Origin of the sequence: Corynebacterium auris (assembly GCF_030408575.1) — a bacterium.
GTDB lineage: Bacteria > Actinomycetota > Actinomycetes > Mycobacteriales > Mycobacteriaceae > Corynebacterium > Corynebacterium auris.
This window is the reverse complement of record NZ_CP047047.1, coordinates 919,686-939,653: the sequence shown is the minus strand read 5'-3', so window position 1 is coordinate 939,653 and position 19,968 is coordinate 919,686. Positions and strand designations below refer to the sequence as shown.

General features: G+C 63.6%; 20 protein-coding genes. 5 read left to right on the top strand and 15 right to left on the bottom strand.

Going from position 1 to position 19,968, the window contains the following annotated elements; translation table 11 throughout:
* Window position 1 precedes the first annotated feature (1 nt).
* From istA to CAURIS_RS04480, 9 genes are all read right to left on the bottom strand, one after another.
* Complete coding sequence (gene istA, locus CAURIS_RS04515; RefSeq protein WP_290343026.1) at window positions 2-1,285, bottom strand: IS21 family transposase; 1,284 nt, start codon at window positions 1,283-1,285, stop codon at window positions 2-4.
* Between the two features lie 103 nt (window positions 1,286-1,388).
* On the bottom strand, window positions 1,389-1,853 hold the full coding sequence (locus CAURIS_RS04510) for an ATP-binding protein (RefSeq protein ID WP_290340939.1): 465 nt from the start codon (window positions 1,851-1,853) through the stop codon (window positions 1,389-1,391).
* 170 nt (window positions 1,854-2,023) lie between these two features.
* Window positions 2,024-2,413 carry a hypothetical protein gene (locus tag CAURIS_RS04505; RefSeq protein WP_290343025.1) on the bottom strand — a complete coding sequence of 130 codons (390 nt, stop codon included), beginning with the start codon at window positions 2,411-2,413 and terminating at the stop codon, window positions 2,024-2,026.
* A gap of 273 nt (window positions 2,414-2,686) precedes the next feature.
* On the bottom strand, window positions 2,687-2,968 hold the full coding sequence (locus tag CAURIS_RS04500; RefSeq protein ID WP_290343024.1) for a transposase: 282 nt from the start codon (window positions 2,966-2,968) through the stop codon (window positions 2,687-2,689).
* Window positions 2,969-3,167: 199 nt separating this feature from the next.
* Complete coding sequence (locus CAURIS_RS04495; protein WP_290343023.1) at window positions 3,168-3,677, bottom strand: hypothetical protein; 510 nt, start codon at window positions 3,675-3,677, stop codon at window positions 3,168-3,170.
* Entirely contained in the window at window positions 3,670-4,245 is a 576-nt protein-coding gene (locus CAURIS_RS04490) for a hypothetical protein (RefSeq protein ID WP_290343022.1), read from the bottom strand. The genes CAURIS_RS04495 and CAURIS_RS04490 overlap by 8 nt, the downstream gene beginning before the upstream one ends.
* Before the next feature lie 18 nt (window positions 4,246-4,263).
* Complete coding sequence (locus CAURIS_RS11595; protein ID WP_353959250.1) at window positions 4,264-4,698, bottom strand: lactococcin 972 family bacteriocin; 435 nt, start codon at window positions 4,696-4,698, stop codon at window positions 4,264-4,266.
* 138 nt (window positions 4,699-4,836) lie between these two features.
* Window positions 4,837-5,685, bottom strand: a complete 849-nt coding sequence (locus tag CAURIS_RS04485; protein ID WP_290343021.1) for an IS3 family transposase — start codon at window positions 5,683-5,685, stop codon at window positions 4,837-4,839.
* Between the two features lie 23 nt (window positions 5,686-5,708).
* Window positions 5,709-5,990, bottom strand: a complete 282-nt coding sequence (locus CAURIS_RS04480; protein ID WP_290343020.1) for a transposase — start codon at window positions 5,988-5,990, stop codon at window positions 5,709-5,711.
* A 119-nt stretch (window positions 5,991-6,109) separates the two neighbouring features.
* Here CAURIS_RS04480 and CAURIS_RS04475 point away from each other — a divergent pair, with 119 nt between their 5' ends.
* From CAURIS_RS04475 to CAURIS_RS04460, 4 genes are all read left to right on the top strand, one after another.
* Window positions 6,110-6,340 (top strand): hypothetical protein, encoded by a 231-nt coding sequence (locus CAURIS_RS04475; RefSeq protein ID WP_435384026.1) that lies wholly within the window; start codon window positions 6,110-6,112, stop codon window positions 6,338-6,340.
* 175 nt (window positions 6,341-6,515) lie between these two features.
* Window positions 6,516-6,710 (top strand): hypothetical protein, encoded by a 195-nt coding sequence (locus CAURIS_RS04470; RefSeq protein WP_290343019.1) that lies wholly within the window; start codon window positions 6,516-6,518, stop codon window positions 6,708-6,710.
* Between the two features lie 634 nt (window positions 6,711-7,344).
* A complete protein-coding gene (locus CAURIS_RS04465; protein WP_290343018.1) occupies window positions 7,345-7,905 on the top strand; it encodes a DUF3558 family protein in 561 nt (186 codons plus the stop codon).
* A gap of 102 nt (window positions 7,906-8,007) precedes the next feature.
* Window positions 8,008-9,699 carry a hypothetical protein gene (locus CAURIS_RS04460; protein WP_290343017.1) on the top strand — a complete coding sequence of 564 codons (1,692 nt, stop codon included), beginning with the start codon at window positions 8,008-8,010 and terminating at the stop codon, window positions 9,697-9,699.
* 40 nt (window positions 9,700-9,739) lie between these two features.
* Here the strand turns inward: CAURIS_RS04460 and CAURIS_RS04455 are convergent, their stop codons facing one another.
* The 6 genes from CAURIS_RS04455 to CAURIS_RS04430 all read right to left on the bottom strand — a co-directional run bounded on the left by CAURIS_RS04455 (window position 9,740) and on the right by CAURIS_RS04430 (window position 18,275).
* Window positions 9,740-9,964, bottom strand: a complete 225-nt coding sequence (locus CAURIS_RS04455; RefSeq protein WP_290343016.1) for a PspC domain-containing protein — start codon at window positions 9,962-9,964, stop codon at window positions 9,740-9,742.
* A gap of 137 nt (window positions 9,965-10,101) precedes the next feature.
* Window positions 10,102-10,566 carry a MarR family winged helix-turn-helix transcriptional regulator gene (locus CAURIS_RS04450; RefSeq protein ID WP_290343015.1) on the bottom strand — a complete coding sequence of 155 codons (465 nt, stop codon included), beginning with the start codon at window positions 10,564-10,566 and terminating at the stop codon, window positions 10,102-10,104.
* A gap of 83 nt (window positions 10,567-10,649) precedes the next feature.
* Window positions 10,650-13,295, bottom strand: coding sequence for an ATP-binding protein (locus tag CAURIS_RS04445; RefSeq protein WP_290343014.1), 2,646 nt, complete (start codon window positions 13,293-13,295; stop codon window positions 10,650-10,652).
* 3 nt (window positions 13,296-13,298) lie between these two features.
* Window positions 13,299-14,432 (bottom strand): metallophosphoesterase family protein, encoded by a 1,134-nt coding sequence (locus CAURIS_RS04440; protein ID WP_290343013.1) that lies wholly within the window; start codon window positions 14,430-14,432, stop codon window positions 13,299-13,301.
* A 67-nt stretch (window positions 14,433-14,499) separates the two neighbouring features.
* Window positions 14,500-15,312 carry an SWIM zinc finger family protein gene (locus CAURIS_RS04435; RefSeq protein WP_290343012.1) on the bottom strand — a complete coding sequence of 271 codons (813 nt, stop codon included), beginning with the start codon at window positions 15,310-15,312 and terminating at the stop codon, window positions 14,500-14,502.
* A complete protein-coding gene (locus CAURIS_RS04430; protein ID WP_290343011.1) occupies window positions 15,312-18,275 on the bottom strand; it encodes a DEAD/DEAH box helicase in 2,964 nt (987 codons plus the stop codon). The genes CAURIS_RS04435 and CAURIS_RS04430 overlap by 1 nt, the downstream gene beginning before the upstream one ends.
* A 103-nt stretch (window positions 18,276-18,378) precedes the next feature.
* Between CAURIS_RS04430 and putP the strand changes: the two genes are divergently transcribed.
* Window positions 18,379-19,962 (top strand): sodium/proline symporter PutP, encoded by a 1,584-nt coding sequence (putP, locus tag CAURIS_RS04425; RefSeq protein WP_290343010.1) that lies wholly within the window; start codon window positions 18,379-18,381, stop codon window positions 19,960-19,962.
* Window positions 19,963-19,968: the final 6 nt, after the last annotated feature.

Below are 19,968 nucleotides of genomic sequence, written 5' to 3'. Positions count from 1 at the left end.
GTTATGCAGATCCCTTCTTGGTGAGGTTGTCGAGGCTGAACTGGGCAGCACCACCGAGGTAGGCGCCGCGTGTGTCACGCGCTGTCGGCGCAGGTACGTCTTGGGTGGGTCTGCTTGTTGGCAGATCGGTTGAAAGGTCAGTGCCTGTAGGCCGTGTGGAGGTGTCTTTGCGCACGGCGGCCATCATGTTTTTCACCGCGGTATACGACACAGCACGCCTGGCGCCGTCGGTGGACACCAACCGCCTGCAGGCTTCTTCGAGGATTGGTTTGTTGGTGTGTTTGCCCATGTTGAGCACGTTGCGGCACGCTTGGTACGCCTGGGCAGGGATCGCTTTGGCTTCGATGAGCTCGGCAATCACCTGGCGGGTGGCCGGCCCGATTTTGGCGGCTTCGCGCAGGAAGTACTCGCTTGTCCACAACCCACGGGTCTCACCCATGTTCGCCGGGATGTGGTCGGTGTCGGTGACATACACCCCGCGGGCACGTGCGAGTTGGTGGGTGGCCACACGCTGCCCGGCGTCGAAGACGGCGAGACTGTCACCGGTGATACGCACATCCACGGTGCGGCCCACCAGCTGGTGCGGCACCGAGTAATGCACGTTGTGCACTCTGATGTGGAAATTGGGCGCGACTTTGGCGCGTTTCCATTCGGTACGCTGCCACGGTGTTTCAGGCAGCGCGGTGAGCACGTCGCATTCGAACTGATCAAACAATGCGCGCCTGCTCGTCGCATTGCCGCGAAACGGTTCGGCAGCGTTGATCCCATCGACCAGGACGATAATTTTGGCGTTGAGCTCGTCTATTCCGGCGCACTGATGACCATCAAGTGCGTGGATAACGTTCTGGGTGACAATCTTGACTGCAGCTTCAACGCTGGCCTTATCCTTGGGACGTTTCGCCCGAGCCGGCAACGCGGCGGTGTTGTAGTGCTCCAAAAACTCCTCGTAGGTGGAGTTGACCCGGCGATTCCTGTCCGCGACACTAATCGCATTCGAAGCCGTCGAGGCATTATCCGGCACGATGACCTCGGCAACCCCGCCGAAGTACTCGAACGCGCGGATATGGGCTGCAAGCCACGCGTCCTGGCGCTCATCCGCGCACGCGCAGGCGAACACCATGCCCGAATACGGCAGCGAGGCGACAAAGATGCTGACCTTCGAGCCTTGTCCGCCGGTGGGGTCAAACAACCGCATCTTCGTGCCTGCCCAGTCCACCTGCATCGTATGGCCCGGGGCATGGGTGATCCTGGCGCTCAGCCCGGCTGCATCAACGTGTTGAGCCACAAGTTGACTGTTCAGAAGACCGAAATGGTAGCGGTGTGGTGAGCATCTGGTAGCGCCTGAGTGAGTACCCGGTAGCGGTATCTCACTCAGGCGTTGCCGGTTGTTATGCGTTGGTGGTCAGGCGCATGTTTGGTCCTTCGAGTGTGATGATTTCGGCGCCGGAGACGAGTCGGTTGAGGATTGACTCGGAGATCACGGCGTCGGGGATGGACTTGTACCACTCGTGTGGGGTGAACTGTGAGGTCACAACGGTTGAGACTTTGCGTTCCCGCCCGGCGAGGATATTGAGTAGCTGGTGCGCGGTCGCGGCATCAACAGGTGCGGTGAGAAAGTCATCCAGGACTAGGACATCGACGTCGTGGAGTTGCTGGATGAACTTCAGCCGTGTGGGGTTATCGGGGCGGAGGACTGCCAGTTCGGCGGCGAGCATGTCGGTGCGGTAGAACCGTGCGGAGTAGTCGTTGCGGCATGCTGCGGTGATGAGCGCTTGGGCGAGGTAGGTTTTACCAACTGAGGATTTGGTTCGCTCGTGAAACCGCGCGGTGCGAGCATCCGAGCTGGTGTTCAATCTGGCGGTAAGAACGCTGCCGAATCAGCAGCGTCATCACCGCACGGTAATCCGTCATAAGCGGACTCCTTCCAGTACGAGCCGCACCCGAGTGGTGCGGCTCGTACTGGAAGTATCACCTTGAGCGCTGTGAGCTGCTACCGGATACTCACTGAAGCGCTACCGGAAAGTCACGACGCTGCTACCAAATAGCCGGTCGCAACAAGTTGACGAAACCGCTCGTAGCTGTAGTACCGCTGGCCTGTGCCCCCAGGCTGTGCGGTGTAGCGGCCCCACAGCACCTGCAGGGTCACCTTGTTGCGCCCGGTGCGCGCTTTGGCGACAGCGTCGAAATCGATCGGGACGAAATCCCCCTGAGCATGGCTGCGCCCGTCGACGAACCAGTCCGCCAGCTCATGATCCGCAACCCCACGAAGTTGCTCACGGGTTGTGATGTTGTGTTCCACCAGCGAATCGCGAGCCTTTTGCACGGTGGTGTGCGAGCACCGCGAACTCGAACAGATTTGGCGGACAGACCAGCCTTTCAACACTTGATCCATTACCGCCCGGTAGTCAGTCACAATCAGACTCCTCTGGTAACGCCGCGTGCCCTGAAGTCACGCGGTCACCAGAATCCTCCCCCGAACTGTTACTGGATACTCACCAATGCGTTACTCGATACTCACCACGGTGTTACTAGATACGACCGCGCAACAGAATACACCGCCGCGAACACCCAAGCGGCCTAATCGACAACAATAGGACCCTCTACAAAACTCGGGGCTTGACAGAAAGACGCTGTGAATACCCCTTGCCGATGAGGTAATCCACCGCGTCGTGGCGTCGCTTCGGGCTTAGAATTTTCCCTCGGCCAGCTCCTTGAGAGCAGCCTTTTCCAACTCGGACTGGCCGAGAAGGGTTTTGAGCTTGCTGTTTTCTTCGCGCAGACGCTTAAGCTCCCGTGCTTCGCTGCGGGTCATGGCACCGTAGTCGCGGCGCCAACGAGACAACGTCGCCTCAGATACGCCAATCTCACGGCAGATCTCGGAGGTAGTCTTGCCCTGCTTTGTGAGCCGATCAGCCTTCTCACAACGAACAACGATCTGCTCAGGGGTGTGCTTCGTGAACTTCTTCATCGCCCACCAATTCTTCCTGATCCGTTTGGATCGATCAGGCAGACACTCAAATCACCCGGTCCTAAAAACCCCGCCCACTCCAATCTCGGGGCTTATTTACGGTGACTGTCGTGACGTAGTACTCCACCCTTCACGGCAGCGCCCTCCGCTACTGAAGCGATCCCGCTGCCTGTCTTAAAGTGTGTCGAATGACATTCACTCAGGAAAATGCCACGCGAGCCCGAACAGAACCACTAAGTTCCTCAGGGGAGCAGATCTCAATTCCAGGCGCCTGCATCGCCTTATGTGTTCCCAAAAAGTGCTTGCTCACATCCGATTTGTCAAGGTTCTTAAGAACCCCGAAAAACCTTTCCGCTGCCTTAGTATTTGGTGGTCCATAGGAATTGAGAGCTGCAAAAACAATGGCCCCACCGGAAGGTACAGCAGAGAGTGCCTGATTAGTCAGATGCTGAAGTTTTTCAAAGTATTCATCGATATAAATTTTTCGCGCTACCGAGCCTGGTTCATCGCTGACGTCGAAAAACACGATAAACCCTCTTAGGGGGGATAATTCAGGTAAATCTTCATCCTCTTGCACGACTGTAATATCCCTTGGGAAATCGTACTGAATTTCATCATCTGTAACTATTACAGAAAAGGTTGCAGCCAGTTGTTCCGCTACGTCCCAAGATTGCTCGGAACTAACCCCGTATATAAGTATGTTACCCATTTCTACCAACCTTTACGGCTTTCTTGCAGGCTATATAAACAATAAGAATGCCTACACATATCAAGAGAGTTCCGGCAATCTGGCCGGCAAGAACAGTTGTCCAGGGAAGAGATTTCAACCCAGGTATATATCCAACTACGAAAGGTTCAGCTAAGAAACACAATGCAAGACTTAAGCTAAGCAAAGGGATTCTGTTCGATAAAGAGCCCAATAAGCCAAATATCATACCTGCAGGCAATGAAGCGAGGAACCAAATCTGGTTATCAGAAAAAATACTAGATGAAAAAAATCCGAGAAACGCGCCCGTCGCATAGTGGACTGCCAACATAAAAACGATTGTAAATACTCCGACGAACGATGAGAGTAGTGTTCTGCCCGATCTGGATTTTCCCGCCAGAAATGCGCAGCTTATCCATAAAGACGCCGATCCCATGATTTGCCCCACTAGATTGCGTGAGAAAAGTAGCCCGTTCGCCTGCCCTTCGAGCATAGCTGTTGATGCTGCATGGGAAAATGCATAACCCACGGCGATGGCTAGGCAGGCTGTTGGAAGAATGAATTTGTTCATGGGGCCTAACGAAAGAACCTATTGGGTGGACCAGTAGGCGTTGCAGACACCCGCAGAGATCCCGCCTGTCACACTAGCGGAAGCCCAGCTCCCGGGCCTAGCAGACCCGGTGCTAGTTTTGGTACCCATAGTGGCCGTGGCGGTGTGGCTCTTTGTCTTGTGCATGTATTTAGACGTGCAAACCTTGGAACCGTCAGATGTGTAACTGCTCCCATAGGTCCAGGTGCCACCGCCGACATTCTCCGTGGCCCGAGGTTTCACGATTGTGGTGTCCACATCAAAAGTGACAACCCCCGAAGTGGGGTTCCCCTCTTCATCCCATGTTAGAATTCGTTCGAAACTATAAGGGATGGATGGTTCGGACTGATTTTCTTGGGCAATAGCTTGGGGAGTTGCAAGGACTAGTCCAGCAATCACGATGGATGCAAGTGCTCCCTTGAGTGTGCGTTTCATGCGAGTCTCCTTGTATTTGAGTGAGACTGGGGGCAAGGTCTAGTAGGCCATTCGAACAGCTGTCAATCAAGTATTTGAACGACACTTTAAATCTACCATCAAATGACTGGTGTGGGCTGAGGATTAGGACCGTGTGGCTTAAGTGGCTGCGGTTGTGTTTTCTTTCCTCCATTGCACCGCGAATCGATTCGGGCTCATGTAGCCCAGCGATGAATGAGGATGGGTGTCATTATACCGCTTCGACCAGAACCCGATGATCTGCCGGGCCTGCTCGACGTCATCGAACAGATTGTCTTCCAAGACCTCGTCGCGCATCCGGTTGTGAAACGATTCCACAAACCCGTTATGCCACGGCTGCCCAGGAGGAATGAATGCCTGCACACACTTGTGCTCTTCGGCCCAATCCTGCAGTTTAGCAGCAATAAATTCAGGACCATTATCCATCCTGAGCACTTTCGGCGCCCCGCGGTCAAGCACGGCAAGATCCAATAGCTCCACCACGGATGCCGCATCAATGGACCTGTCCACTTTGAAAGTCACATGCTGGCGTGTGAACTCGTCGATGACATTGCAGATCTTAAAGCGCCGCCCCTGGTAGTCAGAGTCGAATTGGAAGTCCAACGCCCACACATGCCCCGGGTGGTCGGCTGGGCTCACACGCGCAATCGGCGTTGTGGCACAGACCCGTTTACGTAATGTGCGTGGAGTCACCAACAGTTGTTCTTTTCTCCATAGGCGGCGAAACGCATCCCGGCCGATGTCGTAGCCGGCGTCGAGAGCCGCGACATAGGCACGCCTGTAGCCCCACCTGCGATGGGAATCGGCGAAGTCATTAACCCACCGACGGAGGTCGTCGTGTTTAACAACCGAGGGATCAAGCATTGCCGCTTCGCGTTGGGCGCGCATCCGGCAATAGGACGAGCGTGACAGCCCGACTACGGCGCATGAAAGACGCTGTGAATACCCCTTGCCGATGAGGTAATCCACCGCGTCGTGGCGTCGCTTCGGGCTTAGAATTTTCCCTCGGCCAGCTCCTTGAGAGCAGCCTTTTCCAACTCGGACTGGCCGAGAAGGGTTGTGAGCTTGCTGTTTTCTTCGCGCAGACGCTTAAGCTCCCGTGCTTCGCTGCGGGTCATGGCACCGTAGTCGCGGCGCCAACGAGACAACGTCGCCTCAGATACGCCAATCTCACGGCAGATCTCAGCGTTAGTCTTGCCCTGCTTTGTGAGCCGATCAGCCTTCTCACAACGAACAACGATCTGCTCACCGGTGTGCTTCGTGAACTTCTTCATCGCCCACCAATTCTTCCTGATCCGTTTGGATCGATCAGGCAGACACTCAAATCACCCGGTCCTAAAAACCCCGCCCACTCCACCCCGCTGGCGGGATTCCCGACGGGACCGGGCAGAAAGTGGCGTTTCCGGTGCTGGTGATGGTGGCGTCGTATTCGAGGTTCATGGCCGCGCGTGTGCTGCCGACACGCACGACCGCAGATCTTGTTGCAGGGATGTGGGCATTGTTGTCGACATCGTTTCAGGTCGTACCTGAGCAGTTGTTGTGGGACCGAGAGACCGGCATTGGGCAAAAGGCGCTCACCCAGCCGGTGCTGTCGGGTTTGAATATCTGCCTGATCGCGGTGTAGCCACACGGTCCTAATCCTCAGCCCACACCAGCAGTTCAGCGTCAATTATGTCGTGATTCTTGACAAGCTGAAGCGACTCCAGTGACGGTGCCCTAAGGGCGATTCGATTGTGGTTGAATGACAAAGTGAACTAGTCATTCGGTCTCACTACCGGAAGGAAGAAGGTGCATGGACCATGACTCTCACCACGAGGAACGCAGCCGTTCGAGCACGCCGCCGTGGAGTGGACTTGATGGAGACCAACCCACGCCGCCTCAGGACGAAGGCCCGCATGGCAAAGAACGACCCGCGGGTGACTATCTACCGCGGCTGGGAAAAGACCTTCAACGCGATAGACCAAAGCATGCAGAAAGCGCTCACGATGAAGTAATCGATGCCGAACTTGTCGACGAAATCACTCGTCGAGTCGGTTCATACGTGTGGAGCGCCCCTGCTCCGTCACCGGAGACGTTAGAGGACTACAAGCGGGTCGACCGATCCTTCGCTGACCGGGCTATGCGAATGGCGGAGCAGAGCGTAGCGGCGTCAAACCACGAAAAGGAATGGCTTGCAAGAGGCGACGTGGATGCTCTGAAACGCGGCCAATACCTGAGTTTCGGAATGTTCATCGCCTCTATCGTAGCCGCACTATCCGTTTACTTCGGCGGAGGTTCTGAGTGGCTGGCTGGCGCCTTCTTGACGCCTCCAATCATGCAATTTTTGGGCAAACTTGTGAGATCTGTCCGCAAGGAAGAGGACGATCGAATCGAGTGACACCTGCGTAGGTCTCGGTCCTAATAGCCCAGGAAGAGCGAGTGTCTAGCAGAGATTGACTGACTGGATTAACCGGACGGGGGATCCAACACGCGGGTGCAAAAACCATGGAATTTACCCACAATCGGTGCCGCCAGAGGGGGCGAACAGACGAGGAAAACATCGCGTCCAGTTGCGCAGCGGCCGCAACGCCGCAACAATCGTGAAAAACTAACGCGCAGCACTCGGGGGAAATAATGAAAACGCTACGCATGTGCACCTACGCTGTCGCGCTCGCCACAGGACTGGCGGGCTGCTCAGCCCCGGCTCCCAACGAGCCGATCTCACCCGTCGCCGAACCGGCGCCCGCGCCAGCCGCATTTCACTTCGACAGCGGCGACCTGCCTCTCGGGGAGTTCGATCCCTACACCATTGGCGACAACCTCTTCGACCCGTGTGCCGAAATCAGCGACGCCGAATTCGCGGCGGCAGGGTTTACGAAGGATCCGAACGGCCAGGCCGCATGGTTCGATGCCGGTCTTACCGGATGCGGCATCCTCACGGAAGACCCCTACGTCGGCATCGGGCTCATGGCCAATGCGGCGAACCTTTACCTCATCGAGCGAAAGACCCCGCGGATCGCCGGCATAGAATCCTCCATCATCCCCGGTGCTGTCGCAGTGGGGTCGAACAGCGGTGCCTCGACATGCTTCTTTGTCGTGGAAACCACACGCGGTACCTTCGCGGCATACGCGGGTGATCTTACGGACAGCAGCCCGCAGGAAGCCAACTGCATCGAAGCTCGTCGCATCCTCGAGGCCTTCTACCGCTAGGCCGGTTCCACGGCGGGGGCACACCATAGTGCGCGCGTTTGCCGCGCACCGGCTCCTCCGGGCACCTACTCTCTGACACCAGACATCATCTAAGGGGGAAAAATGAACTCTGCTATCCGAGTCCTCGTGCCGCAGGTGGAACGGGCTATCCAGGGGCTTCGGGAGTCCGCAGCATCGCTAAAGATCCCGGGTGCCATGACAGACACCACCAACCTCTCCGCCTTCTCCCCCGTGTCGGGCCTCGACATGGCCGGCCGCACCCACGGCACGATCTCCGGCCACTACCAGCCGCTTTCCACCAAGGCCCTCGCCTCGCACATCCTCGACGCAGCCGCGCTTTTGGAATCCAACCTCGCCAACACGGTGCGCGCGGACCTCGATCTATCCTCCCTCTTCAGCCAGCTCGCCGCCTTTGACTCCCTTCCTGTCCGCAGCGCGGCGACAGCGCTCAGCGCACCCACCGCGGCCCCAGCGCTCGCCAACGCCACCACGGGCCGCTTCGCCAACGCTGCCCCCATCGCCGGGCCGCAGTTCTCCCTCGCCGCGCTCCACCACATGCTCACGGCCACCTCGCCTGCACACGCCACGGCCGCCGCAGCCCAATGGACCACCACCGCCTCCACGCTGACCAGCGCCGTTGCCGCCTTAGAGCACGCCAAAGCGAACCTCGCCGCCTCCGCCCCCACGAGCTGGGTTACCGCGGCAATCGACCGCGTCAACCGCATCCAGTGGGCCGGTGCCACGTACTCCGCTCACGCCGCGGCGCTTGCTACGCACACCGGCAACCTGGCCGCCCTCGCCCAGGCTCAACAGATCAACACGGCCGTCGCCCACGGCATCTGGATGTCCATCCCCGATCCCGAGGCCAAGCTGCTTTTCGAGCAAAGCTATCTCGCCCCCTTCGCCGGCGCCCTCACCACCGGCCTCGTGCCCACCAACCCCACGTTCAACCAACTCCTGCCCCCGCTGTCCGACATGCCCGGCGCGCTTCACGGCGCCCCCGCACCGACCCTCCCCCACACCCCAGCCTTCACGCCCGCGCCACTGCCCACCCGGATTGCCAGCGCGTTCGCGCAGCACGGCTACGGCGACCTCGCCCGCGCCAGCACCCCGCACGAAACGCTCGCCCACCTGCCCAACCCCACCCCCGACACCCTCCACGCTCTCGCAGAGGGGGCAACCCCCACCCAAGCGGCAGCGCTCAACACCCCGTCAATGCCGCCGACGCTCACGCCGCACGCACCCACCACCACGACGCCCCTCGCCACCGGCGCCAGCGCTGGCTCTACCCCGCACGCGACCGCCCCGGCGCTGCCCCTGGCAACCCCGCCCGCTGGATTCAACAGCTCCCCCACCCAAGCCGGCGCCATCCCCCCGGGGGCTCACGGCCGCGGCCCCGCCGGTGCATCGCGGGCTCTCGGGGCAAAGGGCTTAGCGCCGCACGCCACGGCCGCCTCGCCGACCGCGCCGCGCTTTAGCGGGGTGAACGGTGGCGGCCTCCCCTCTACCACACCGGGCGGCACACTTAACGCCGCACCAGGCACCCCGCCGGCTACGGCAGTAACGCCCGCAACCGGCAACACGGCCTCGGCCAACTCAGCCTCCCGCAACTACGCGGTCGCGCCCTCCGCCCCGGCACCAGGAACCCGCGCACAGCGAGGCAAGGCCAACACCCGCGTCACCGCCGTCACAAGCGCCGTCGAGCGCGAAGGAAACCTCCGCGCCCTCCTCGGTGCCACCCCGCCAACGCTGCCCAACGTCATCGGCCTCAACGTCACGCGCGCCGGACGCTGACCGCAACAGGGCCGTGACCGAGGCGGGGCGTGTCGGCCGGCTAGAACTCCTCCGGCATGATGATCCACGCGGCGACGTACGCGAGGACTCCCGGCAACACGCCGAAAAGCGCCAGGGCTACGAAGGCGAGGCGCACAATCGTCGGGTCGAGGTTGAAGCGCTGCGCGATGCCACCGCACACGCCTGCGATCCAGCGCTCACTCATCGAGCGCGTCAAGCGCTTCGGCTGGCTGGGGTTCGGGGGGTACTGCGAAAACTGGGACATGGTTTCTCTGCCTTTCTCTTTCGAATGCGGCTGTCTTCCATGACCCATTAAATTCACCGGCCGCGCCGCCGCCAAGGGGGATTACCCTGAGATCCACCCTGATTTATATGCTCAGGGTTTACCAAGCCCGTCCCGGACTAATCGGGGACGTTGGTGACGTCGGCGATGCCGTCGAAAAAGCGCCGCAGCGCCGGGATGTCGGCCGGGTCGAGGTGGTCGAAAACGAGGCGGCGGACCGTCTCGGCGTAGTCCGGGCCGGCCAGGGTGCAACGAGACCTACCCTCGTCGGTGAGGATGACAAAGACACCGCGGGCGTCGTTGGGGCACTTTCCTTTGGCCACCAGGCCGCGGCGTTGCATGCGGGTGACCTGGTGCGATGTGCGCGAACGGTCCCAGCCCAAGGCCACGCACAGGTCGCGCAGCCGCAACCGGTTGCCATCCGCTTCGCTCAGGGCGACGAGGACTGCCAGCTCGGGAACCGAAAGGTCCGCCACCCGCTGCAAGGTGTCGTCGATAACTCGGGTGACCTTCCTTTGCGCGACGAGCAGGGACCTCCACAGGGCCCTTTCCTCGTCCGTAAGCCAACGCGATGTTGCCGTCATGTCTCGCACCATACTACGGCGCGCGGCAACTGTTGAATTATTCTTAGTTACCCCCGGACTACCTCCGCGGCGCCCACGCTCCTTCAGCGCGGCTGCTTGAGCTCGCTCATCGACGCCCGCCGGGCGGGCACCACCCTGTCGAAGCGCCCGGGGAAGCACGTGAGTACAAAAACTTGGGCGTCGTTGGCCACCATGCCAAAAAGCGTGTTCATCAATTTGAGCCGCCGCGGATCAGTGGCGCCGAGGGCGTCGTCAACAACCACGGGCACCGGGACCGATCCGCTGTCGCTTTGCCCGGCCAGGTCGGCGACCGCGAAGCGCGTCATCAGCGCCACCTGTTCCTTCGCCCCGCCCGAAAGCTGGTCGAGGGGGATGGTGGTATCGCCGACCGTCCGGGCTTCAATGCCCAGATCTTCGCCGAGGGTGAACTCGACACCGGGGCCGAAAACCACGGAGGCGTAGCGGTTGAGGGCCTGCGCGAAAGGCTGCGCGTAGCGGGCCCGGGCTGCATCGCGGTGGGCACGCATCGTCTCCCACAAAAGCTTCACGGCATCGGCCCGGCGCCTGGTGCGCTCCAGGGTCTGCTCGGCTGCCTCGAGGGTTGCTCGGGCGCGGTCGGCCTGCTCAGCGGCGCCCGTGGCAACGTCGATGTGGCTGCTCAGCTCGGCCACTCGCTGCTGCGCCGCAGCGCGGCGCTGCTTCAGGTTATCCACCCGCGCCTGTGCCCCGGAATGCAACTCTGCGGCTAGCTCCGGGTTAACATTAGCGACCTCGCGGACCAGCTCCTCTTCCTCCGCCACAAGGGCTGCAACGCGCTCCGTGGCCTCCTGGTGGGCCTTTTCCAGCGCGCGCAGCGGCGTTTTGTCCTCCGCGGCGTCAAGCTCGGCCGTAAGGCGGGTTATCTCCGCCTCCTTCAGCTCTTTCTTCGTCCGCAACACGGTAGCCTCGCCGCCGGCCTTTCTCCCCTCCCAGGGCGTCAGCGCCGCCGCGGTGCGGTCTGCTTGTTCGGCGGCAGCATCCGCCGCTTCCTCGGCCCTACGTGCGGCCTCCTCCGCGTCTGCCTCACTGGCCGGGTCTACGCTACCCTCCTCCCCTGCGGCCTCACCGAGCGCCTCGCGCAACCGTGCCAGCTCGGCACGCAGCTCCTCGCCGTCGCGGCCCTGCGTGAGCTGCGTGCGCCTGTCCCGGGCCGCACCCACCGCCGCCGCGAGCCGGGCGTGCTCGTCGCGGGCCAGGCGCGCCTCATCCACGTCGGCGCATCCGATCTCAGCGAGCGCCTCAGCAAGAGCGCGCTCGGCCTCCTCCAGCGCGGCGGTTGAACCGCCGGCGCCAGCCCCGGCTCGGTAGACGGCGGTGACGTCTCCGACTTCGACGGTCGTACCCTCGGCAAGGCGGATCTCCTCGGTCGCTCCGGCCTCCAGAGAGATGTCGCGGCCGTCGACGCGCAGGGAGGTCCCGGCGCGCACGGCGATGTCGAGTTTGGCGGAGGTGGCGTCGACAAGCCTGCGTTGAAGCGCGACCTCGCTGGCGGCCTTCTCAATGCCCCGCACGTCCTCGTCACTGACGGGGCGCTCCGGGGTAGTCTGCAGCAGCCGGGCAAGCTCCTGGTCGACGGCGTCGAGCTTTTCCTCTAGGTCCTCCAGCTCCGTGAGGCGGCGGCGCTGGCGGGCGAGCTCACTTATGCGCCTGGCCTTCTTCGCGTGTTCGCGCGCCTCGGCGAGCCGGGCGCGGGCGGCGTCGCGGTCTTCGGTCAGGCGCGCGATGGTGCTTTCTTCCTCCTCCGCCTTCGCGGCGGCGGGGCCGAGCTGCTCGCCCAGCTTCGCGGCTTCCTCGCGCTCGGTGTCCAGGCGTTGCGCTGCGTCCCGGCGCGCCTGGAGGTCGGCGGCGGCGCGCTCCAGGTCGACCTCGGCGCGCTGCCTTTTCTCGCGTGCCTCGTCCGCCTTCGCTGCGACCTGTTTGGCGGCCGCCTCTTCCTCTTCGCGCTGCGCGCGCTCTCCGAGCGCCTCGGGCAGTTCCGTATCGATCTCCCCGATATCCGCTGTGAGTCTTTCCACCTCGTCGACGGCGCCTGCAAGCTGGGCAACCGCCGCGCGCTTGGCCTCCAGGTCAGCCCTCGCCGTCTCCACCGCGGTTTCCAGATCCTTGTAGGAGGCCTTCTTTTTTCCCTGCTGGGTGTAGTAGCGCTCGTACTCCTCCGCAATGCGGCCCATGAGCACGGTGTCCTCGGTGCCGGCGGCGGCGCTATCACTTCCGGCGTCGAGCGCCCGCGTCACCGACGGAATGCCGGCGGCAGCGATGCCCGGGTCGAGCGCTCCCTGGCGCAAAAAGAGGGTGGTAGCGAGGTCGCGGTCCAAGTGCTCGGACAGTATCGCCTCGAGTTTGTCGTCGGCCTCGCGCCCGGTGTACTGCTCGCTGCGCGGCGCCGTGATGCGCAGCTCGGAGAATGCGCGCTTGAGAAACCGCTTGTGGGCGGTGAAGGTGTAGGGGCCAACGGTTGCGGTGAGGGTGATCTCCGGTCCGACGTCGCGCCCGACGGGCTCGAGCTCCTTGGTGTTTTTCTTTTTCGAGGTGTGGCGGCGGTTGAGCACGGCGTCGAGGGCGTCGAGGAGGGTGGACTTACCGGCCTCGTTCTCCCCTTCGATGAGGATCACCCCTGTCGCGGGAAGGTCGCGCAGCTCAAGGTGCTCGATAGCGCGGACGTTGGCGATGATCAGGTCGTGGATACGCATGCGCTAGGCCCCCTTGGACAGGCGAAACAGCAGGTTGACGGCGTCGCGCGCGGCGGCGTCGCGGGCGGACAGTTCGATGAGCTCCTCCATCGCGGAGTTGGCGAAGCCCTCAAGGGGCAGGTTGGCCAGTTCCTCCGCCGCGGGTTCGAGGTGCAGGTCCATCAGGCGTGTGCGCTCGTAGAGCGCGGCGAAGACCGGCTCGAGCTCGTCGATGCCCTGTTCCAGCCGGCGCGTGGCCTCCAGCCCGAGGGTGCCCTCGAGCGAGTACTTGACCACGGTGCGAGGCTTGTCCGGGTAGGCGGCGAGCTCATCCAGCGCGGCCTCGACGTCGCGTTCGTCGGAGACCTCCCAGTGCAAAGCATCGAAGGTCCACGCCCCGGTGCGCACCTTCTCTACCGCCGCGTTGCCCTTGGTCACGGTGACAACGAGAGCGTTGCCCGAGTCCGTCTCGTTGCCGGTCACCCCGGGGGCGTGGTCGTGGAAGTCGGTGGTCTCCGGCGCGCCCGAAAACCACACCCGGCCGCTCGTGCCCAGCGAGCGTGTCGAGTGCGTATCCCCCAGCGCCAGGTAGTCGATGGTGCCGTCCGCCAGCTTGGCTTCCACGTTCGCCAGGTCAATTTGGTCCGCACCGGCCTCGGCGGTGCGCGCCTCCACCTGGCCGTGCCCCACCGCGATGCGCACCGCGTCAGTCGGCCCCAGCGGGCGCAGCGCCCTGGCCACCAGGTCCTCCGAGGCGTGCTTGGCCATCAGGGGCGCGGCGACGATTTCGACGCTCTCGCGCACCTCAACCGGTTCGAAGGAGTCGAGCACCCTGACGTTGTCGAGCGCGCGCGTCCGGGTGAACATCGAGTCCGCCACCAGCGGGTCGTGATTGCCGGGAAGCAGGTAGACGGGCACGGGCAGGGCCTTCAGTGCTTCGAAGGCACGCCCGCGCGTCTGTTTTTCCAGCGCGTTGTGCTCGAAGACATCACCGGCCACGACGATGAACTCGGCACCACGCTCGGCGGCAATCTCGCCGAGGCGGGTGACGGCGGCGAGCCGGGCGTCGTCGAAACGCGACTGCGCCTCTGGGGGAAGGAACGCGCGGGTCATGCCCAGCTGCAGGTCTGAGGTGTGGATGAAGGTCACCGAGGTCATGGATCAATCATTAGCACGCCCTCCGGACACGCTCCCGGCGGAAGAAACGCGGAAGAATATATGCAGGTCAGGAGCGCGTGAGTTCGTCGTACAGGTCCTCGATGTCCGCCACCGCCCGCATCTGGTCGATGTTAGTGAAAGAGACCGTCTGCATCGCCTGGTGCAACAGGTCGATGTCCAAATCGTCCACCATGGGCGCGACCTTGGGGTTGGGCGGGTCCGGCAGGCGGCGCCCCGCCCAGAAGTACTCCGAGCCCTCGGTGGAGTTCTCCCGCGCCACCGCCGCCGCCTCGTTGCGCGCCGTCTGCTCAATCATGGGCAGGCTCAGGCCCCGCAGCGAGAACAGGACGGAAGCGTCGGCGTCCATGAGCTCCGCCGCCTTTTGCGCGACGGCGACCGCGTGCTTGCACACCATTGCGGAATCCGGGCAGGTGCAGTAGAAGCGGATCTCCCCGTCGTCCGCGGCGAGCAGAAGCTCCAGCACCTCCTCGTCGACAACACCGCGGCGCGCCCGCTCCACCGCCCCGGGCTGCCCGCTGACGATCTCCACCGCGCGCTGAAAATCCTCGCGCCCGCGACGCGGCAGCTGCACGGCAACCGTGAAGGGGTCGTTTTGGCTCCCGGCCACCACCCCGTCGAAGCCGCCGGACCGGGCGGTGATGTCGATGACCCGGCCCTGCTCGGCGTACTTTTTCCCGCGCGAGACCCGGCCGGGGTCGGCACCGTTTAACGCCGCGTTGTACACACGCGCGGCAGCCGGGGAAAACGCCTCCTCCTCCGCCGCCTCGTGCCGGTTCGCCGTCTCCTCCGGCCCCGACACGCGCCGGCGCGCGCCGAAGTTGGCGTAGATGACGTTGTCCTCGCTCGGCCGCCTTGCCATCAGCCCTGCCCCCTATAACTCATCAGCCTGGTCAGATCCTCCGTGTCCAGCTCCGTGATCCAGCCTTCGCCCTCGCCGACGACGGCGCCGGCCAGGTGCATCTTTCCGTCGAGGACGTCTTGGATGGACTCCTCGAGCGTTCCCTTGGTAATCATCTTGTACACCGAAACGTTCTTTTGCTGGCCGATCCGAAAGGCGCGGTCGGTGGCCTGGTTCTCCACGGCCGGGTTCCACCAGCGGTCCATGTGGATGACCACCGAGGCGGCCGTGAGGTTCAAGCCGGTCCCGCCCGCCTTGAGCGACAGGATCATCGCGCGCGGCCCGTCCGGCGCCTGGAAGCGCTCGACCATCGTATCGCGCGCGGTCTTGCCCACCCCGCCGTGCAAGAAGGGCACGATCTCGCCGAGACGCGCCGACACGTACGGCTGCAGGATGTCGCCGAAGGCCTTGTACTGGGTAAAGATGAGCACCCGCTGGTCGGACTCGACGGCCTCACCGAGCAGCTGCATCAGCGCCTCGACCTTGCCCGAGCGGTGGCGGCCCTTCGCCGTCACAGCGGAGCCGTCGCCCAGGTAGTGGGCAGGGTGGTTGCAGATCTGCTTGATGCGCGTGATCGAGGCCAGCACGAGCCCCTTGCGGGCCATGCCCTCGCGCTTTTCCAGTTCGGCCTTCATGTCGTCGACAAGCGCCGTGTATAGCGCGGCCTGCTCGGCCGTCATGTCCACCGTGAGCACGGTTTCCTGCTTGTCCGGCAGGTCGTCGATGATCGCCGGGTCCGTTTTCAGCCGCCTGAGGATGAACGGTGAGGTAAGCCTGCGCAGTCGCTCGCTCATGTCGTCGGCGAGGGCCTCGTCCCGGCGAGTTTCAATCACGCGCGCGAAGTGGTTGCGGAAAAACTGCTGGGAGCCCAGCATCCCGGGGTTGACAAAGTCGAGGATGTTGCGCAGCTCGCTCAGCTTGTTCTCGATCGGCGTGCCCGTCAGCGCGATACGGTGCCGCGCGGGCAGGGCTCGCACGCTTTTCGACGCCCGAGTGCCCGCGTTCTTAATCGCCTGCGCTTCGTCGAGAACCACGTGGTCCCACGTCGTCTCCGAGAGCTCCTCCACGTCGCGTGAGGCGACACCGTAGGAGGTGATGAACACATCCGTGGCGGCGATCTTCTCCTTCAGCTGCTCGCCTTTGAGCCTGTTGCTGCCGTGGTGGACGGCCACGCGCAGGCCCGGGACGAAGCGCTGCGCCTCGCGCGCCCAGTTGCCCACCACCGAGGTCGGCGCGACCACCAGCGTCGGGCCCTGCGCGCGCCCCTCGGCGTGCTCGACGGCGAGAAGCGACAGCAGCTGGAGGGTTTTGCCGAGGCCCATGTCGTCGGCGAGCACGGCCCCGAGGTTGTTGCGCGACATGAAATACAGCCAGTCCACGCCGCGGCGCTGGTACTCGCGCAGCTGCGCCCGGACGGTGTCCGGGATGTCCACGCGCTCCGGGGCCGGGCGGTCCGTCCCGCCGACGAGCGAGGTAAACCACGGCGAGCCCGTGAACTCCACTGGGGCCTCGTCCAACGTCTCCAGCGCCAGCTCGCGCAGCTCGGCCGCCGTGGCCGTACCGGAGGTGGCGCCCTCGTCCCCGTCGTTGTCGTTGTTGCCGGAGAGCGCGGACATGTAGCGCTTCGTCTTCGCCAGGGTTGCGCGGTCGGCCAAGACCCATTCGCCCCGCAGCTTCACCAGCCCCGACTTCGAGCTGATGAGGCTGCGCATCTCCTCGTCAGTGAGGTCAACGCCTCCGACCGAGAGCCGCCAGTCGTAGTTGACCAAGGTGTCGAAGCCGAAGGCCGTCGTCGTCGACGAATCGTGGATGTTGTCCTCGCGGCTGACATGGAGCTTCGCCGTCGTTTCGGCCTCCGACCACGCCCGCGGCAGCATGACGGCGAAGTTGCGGGCGCGCAGCAACACGGAATCCACGGTGACGAAGCGAACGATCTCCTCGTTGTTCAGGAAGATGTCCCACTCCCCCTCGTGGTCGCTCAGCGGCGTCCACGGCTGGCGCGGGTGGCCGGCCGGGTCCAGCAGCTCGACCGCCTCGGCGGCGCGCTGGAAGTCGCGGCGCAAGGTCTGCGCGGTCTGCGCGTCGTAGTCCGCCAACCTGATCGGGCGCGGCGCGTCCGACCCGGCGCGCACCTGCACGCGCACCGGCCACTGCGCGGGCCCCTCGACGCCGTCGTCCGGTTGCTCCACGATGAACACCAGCTGCAGATTGACCGCGGTGATCGAGCCGTTCCACTCGCTGACCTTCAGCGATAGCTGCCCCCCGCCGCGGCGCAGCGGCTCGGCCGTGAGCAGGGAGTGTACAAAGTCGTGCCACGGGTAGGGCCGCGGCTCCTCCTGCACCTCCCGCAGGTGGGCGGTGGCCACCCAGTGCACGAGCGTCTGCGCGATGTTCTCCCCTAGGTTGGGGTTGTTCACGGTGAGCACCCCGGGGGCCGCGGCGATCATCTCGGCCAGCCAACCACGCTCCTCCACTCCCGTGCCGAGCTGCCACTCCGCGTACCACAGCCCGTCGCGGTAGGGAACGTGGATGCTCACCCGGCCCGCGCGCACGAACTGGCTGACGCCGGTGAAGGCGCGCACGAGCCAGTAGACGTCCGGGGCGATCGCCTCACGCTGGGCCGCGGAGGCGGCGGGGCTGCGCGCGTCCAAAAACGACAGGGCGGCCAGAAGGGACACGGCCTCCTCCGGCGCGTAGGCGGCGGTGGGCACCTTCAGCTCGACATGGCGCCCGCGCGGGGTTTGCAGGCGGACGCGGGCGCGGTGGTGAAATGTGGCGTCGTCAAGCAATGCCTCGACCGCGGGCGGGAACGTGCCCCGCGGGACCTGCGAGGGGAGGACGATCCGGTGGCCTTCGACCTGCTCAACCCACAGGTTCAGGCCGGACTCGGCCAGCCAGAGACCATGCAGGAGGAATTTAGGCATAACTTTCCTTATACCACGACGACGCGAAATCGCAGGTTTTGTGCGTGCGCACGAACTCGCTGAACTACTCTCAGTACATTAGTTTCCCGCCCCCGGAGGATCCATGACCGACAGTTTCTGGCTTGTTCTGGCCATTGTTTTGTATTTCGGCCTGATGGTGGCCATCGGCATCTACTCGTGGCTGCGCACGAAAAAATACGACGACTACGTCCTGGCAGACCGCGGCCTAAGCCCGTTCGTCGCCGGGCTGTCCGCCGGCGCCTCCGACATGTCAGGCTGGCTGCTCATGGGACTGCCCGGCGCTCTGTTTGTCTCGGGGATGAGCGAGCTGTGGATCGTCATCGGCCTCTTCCTGGGCACGTGGGCCAACTGGAAGTGGATCGCGCCGCGGCTGCGTTCCTACACCGAGGTAGCCAACAACTCGATCACCCTGCCGTCCTTTTTTGAAAACCGCACGCGCGATAACTCCCGCATTCTGCGGGTGGCCGCCGCGGTGATCATCATCTTCTTCTTCACCTTCTACGTCTCCTCCGGCATGGTCGCCGGCGGGCGTTACTTCGAGTCCACCTTCCAGGGCGACTACATGACCGGCATGCTCATCGTCGGCTCCATCACCGTGCTCTACACCTTCATCGGCGGTTTCCTCGCCGTCTCCTACACCGACGTGGTCCAGGGCGGGCTGATGTTTTTGGCTTTGGCCGTCGTTCCCGTCATGGCGCTGTTCGCGCTCGACGAGCCCTCCCAGATCTTCTCCTTCGCCGCCGACAACCCCTACGGGCCCTGGGAGGAGGGCAACCCCACCTACTTCACCATGATCGCCGGCGTCTCCGCCGCCACCATCATCGGCAACCTCGCGTGGGGCCTCGGCTACGTCGGGCAGCCGCACATCGTCACCCGCTTCATGGCGCTGCGCTCTCCCGCCGAGGCCGCCTCCGCGCGGCGCACCGGCACGTTCTGGGTGCTCATCTGCTACATCGGGGCCGTATTCACCGCGCTTGTCTCCACCGTCTTCTTCGCCCAGACCGCGCACAGCGTCACCGACCAGTCCGGCTTTGAGACGATCTTCCTCGACCTCGCCCGGATCCTCTTCCACCCCTTCGTCGCCGGCATCATCCTCACCGCCGTGCTCGCCGCCATCATGTCCACGATGTCCTCCCAGCTGCTCATCGCCTCTTCGGCGCTGATTGAGGACCTCTACCGCGTCGCCGCGCGAACTGCCCCCTCCCCCACGACGCTTCTTGTCCTGTCCCGCGTCATGGTCGTGGCCGTCGCCGCCGTCGCGATGGGGCTCGCCGTCAACCCCTCCGACACCATCCTCGGCCTCGTCGGCTTCGCCTGGGCCGGCTTCGGCGCCGCTTTCGGCCCCGTCGTCGTCGCCTCCCTCTACTGGCGCCGCCTCACCGCCCCGGGCGCTCTCGCCGGGATGATCGCCGGCGCGGCCACCGTCTTCATCTGGGGTTCTTCGGCCTTCCTCTCCGACATCATCTACGAGATCGTGCCCGGCGTCCTCATCGCCAGCCTGATCATGGTCGCGGTCTCCCTGCTCACCCGACCGGCCACGGGCGTGGAGGAGGAGTTCGACACCGCCATCGCCGTCACCGGGCACGCCACCGACAACCCCGAGGCCAGCTTCGACGAGGCACTCGAGCAGGTGCGGGGGAACCGCCCGGTCGCCGACACCGTCTAAGGGGGT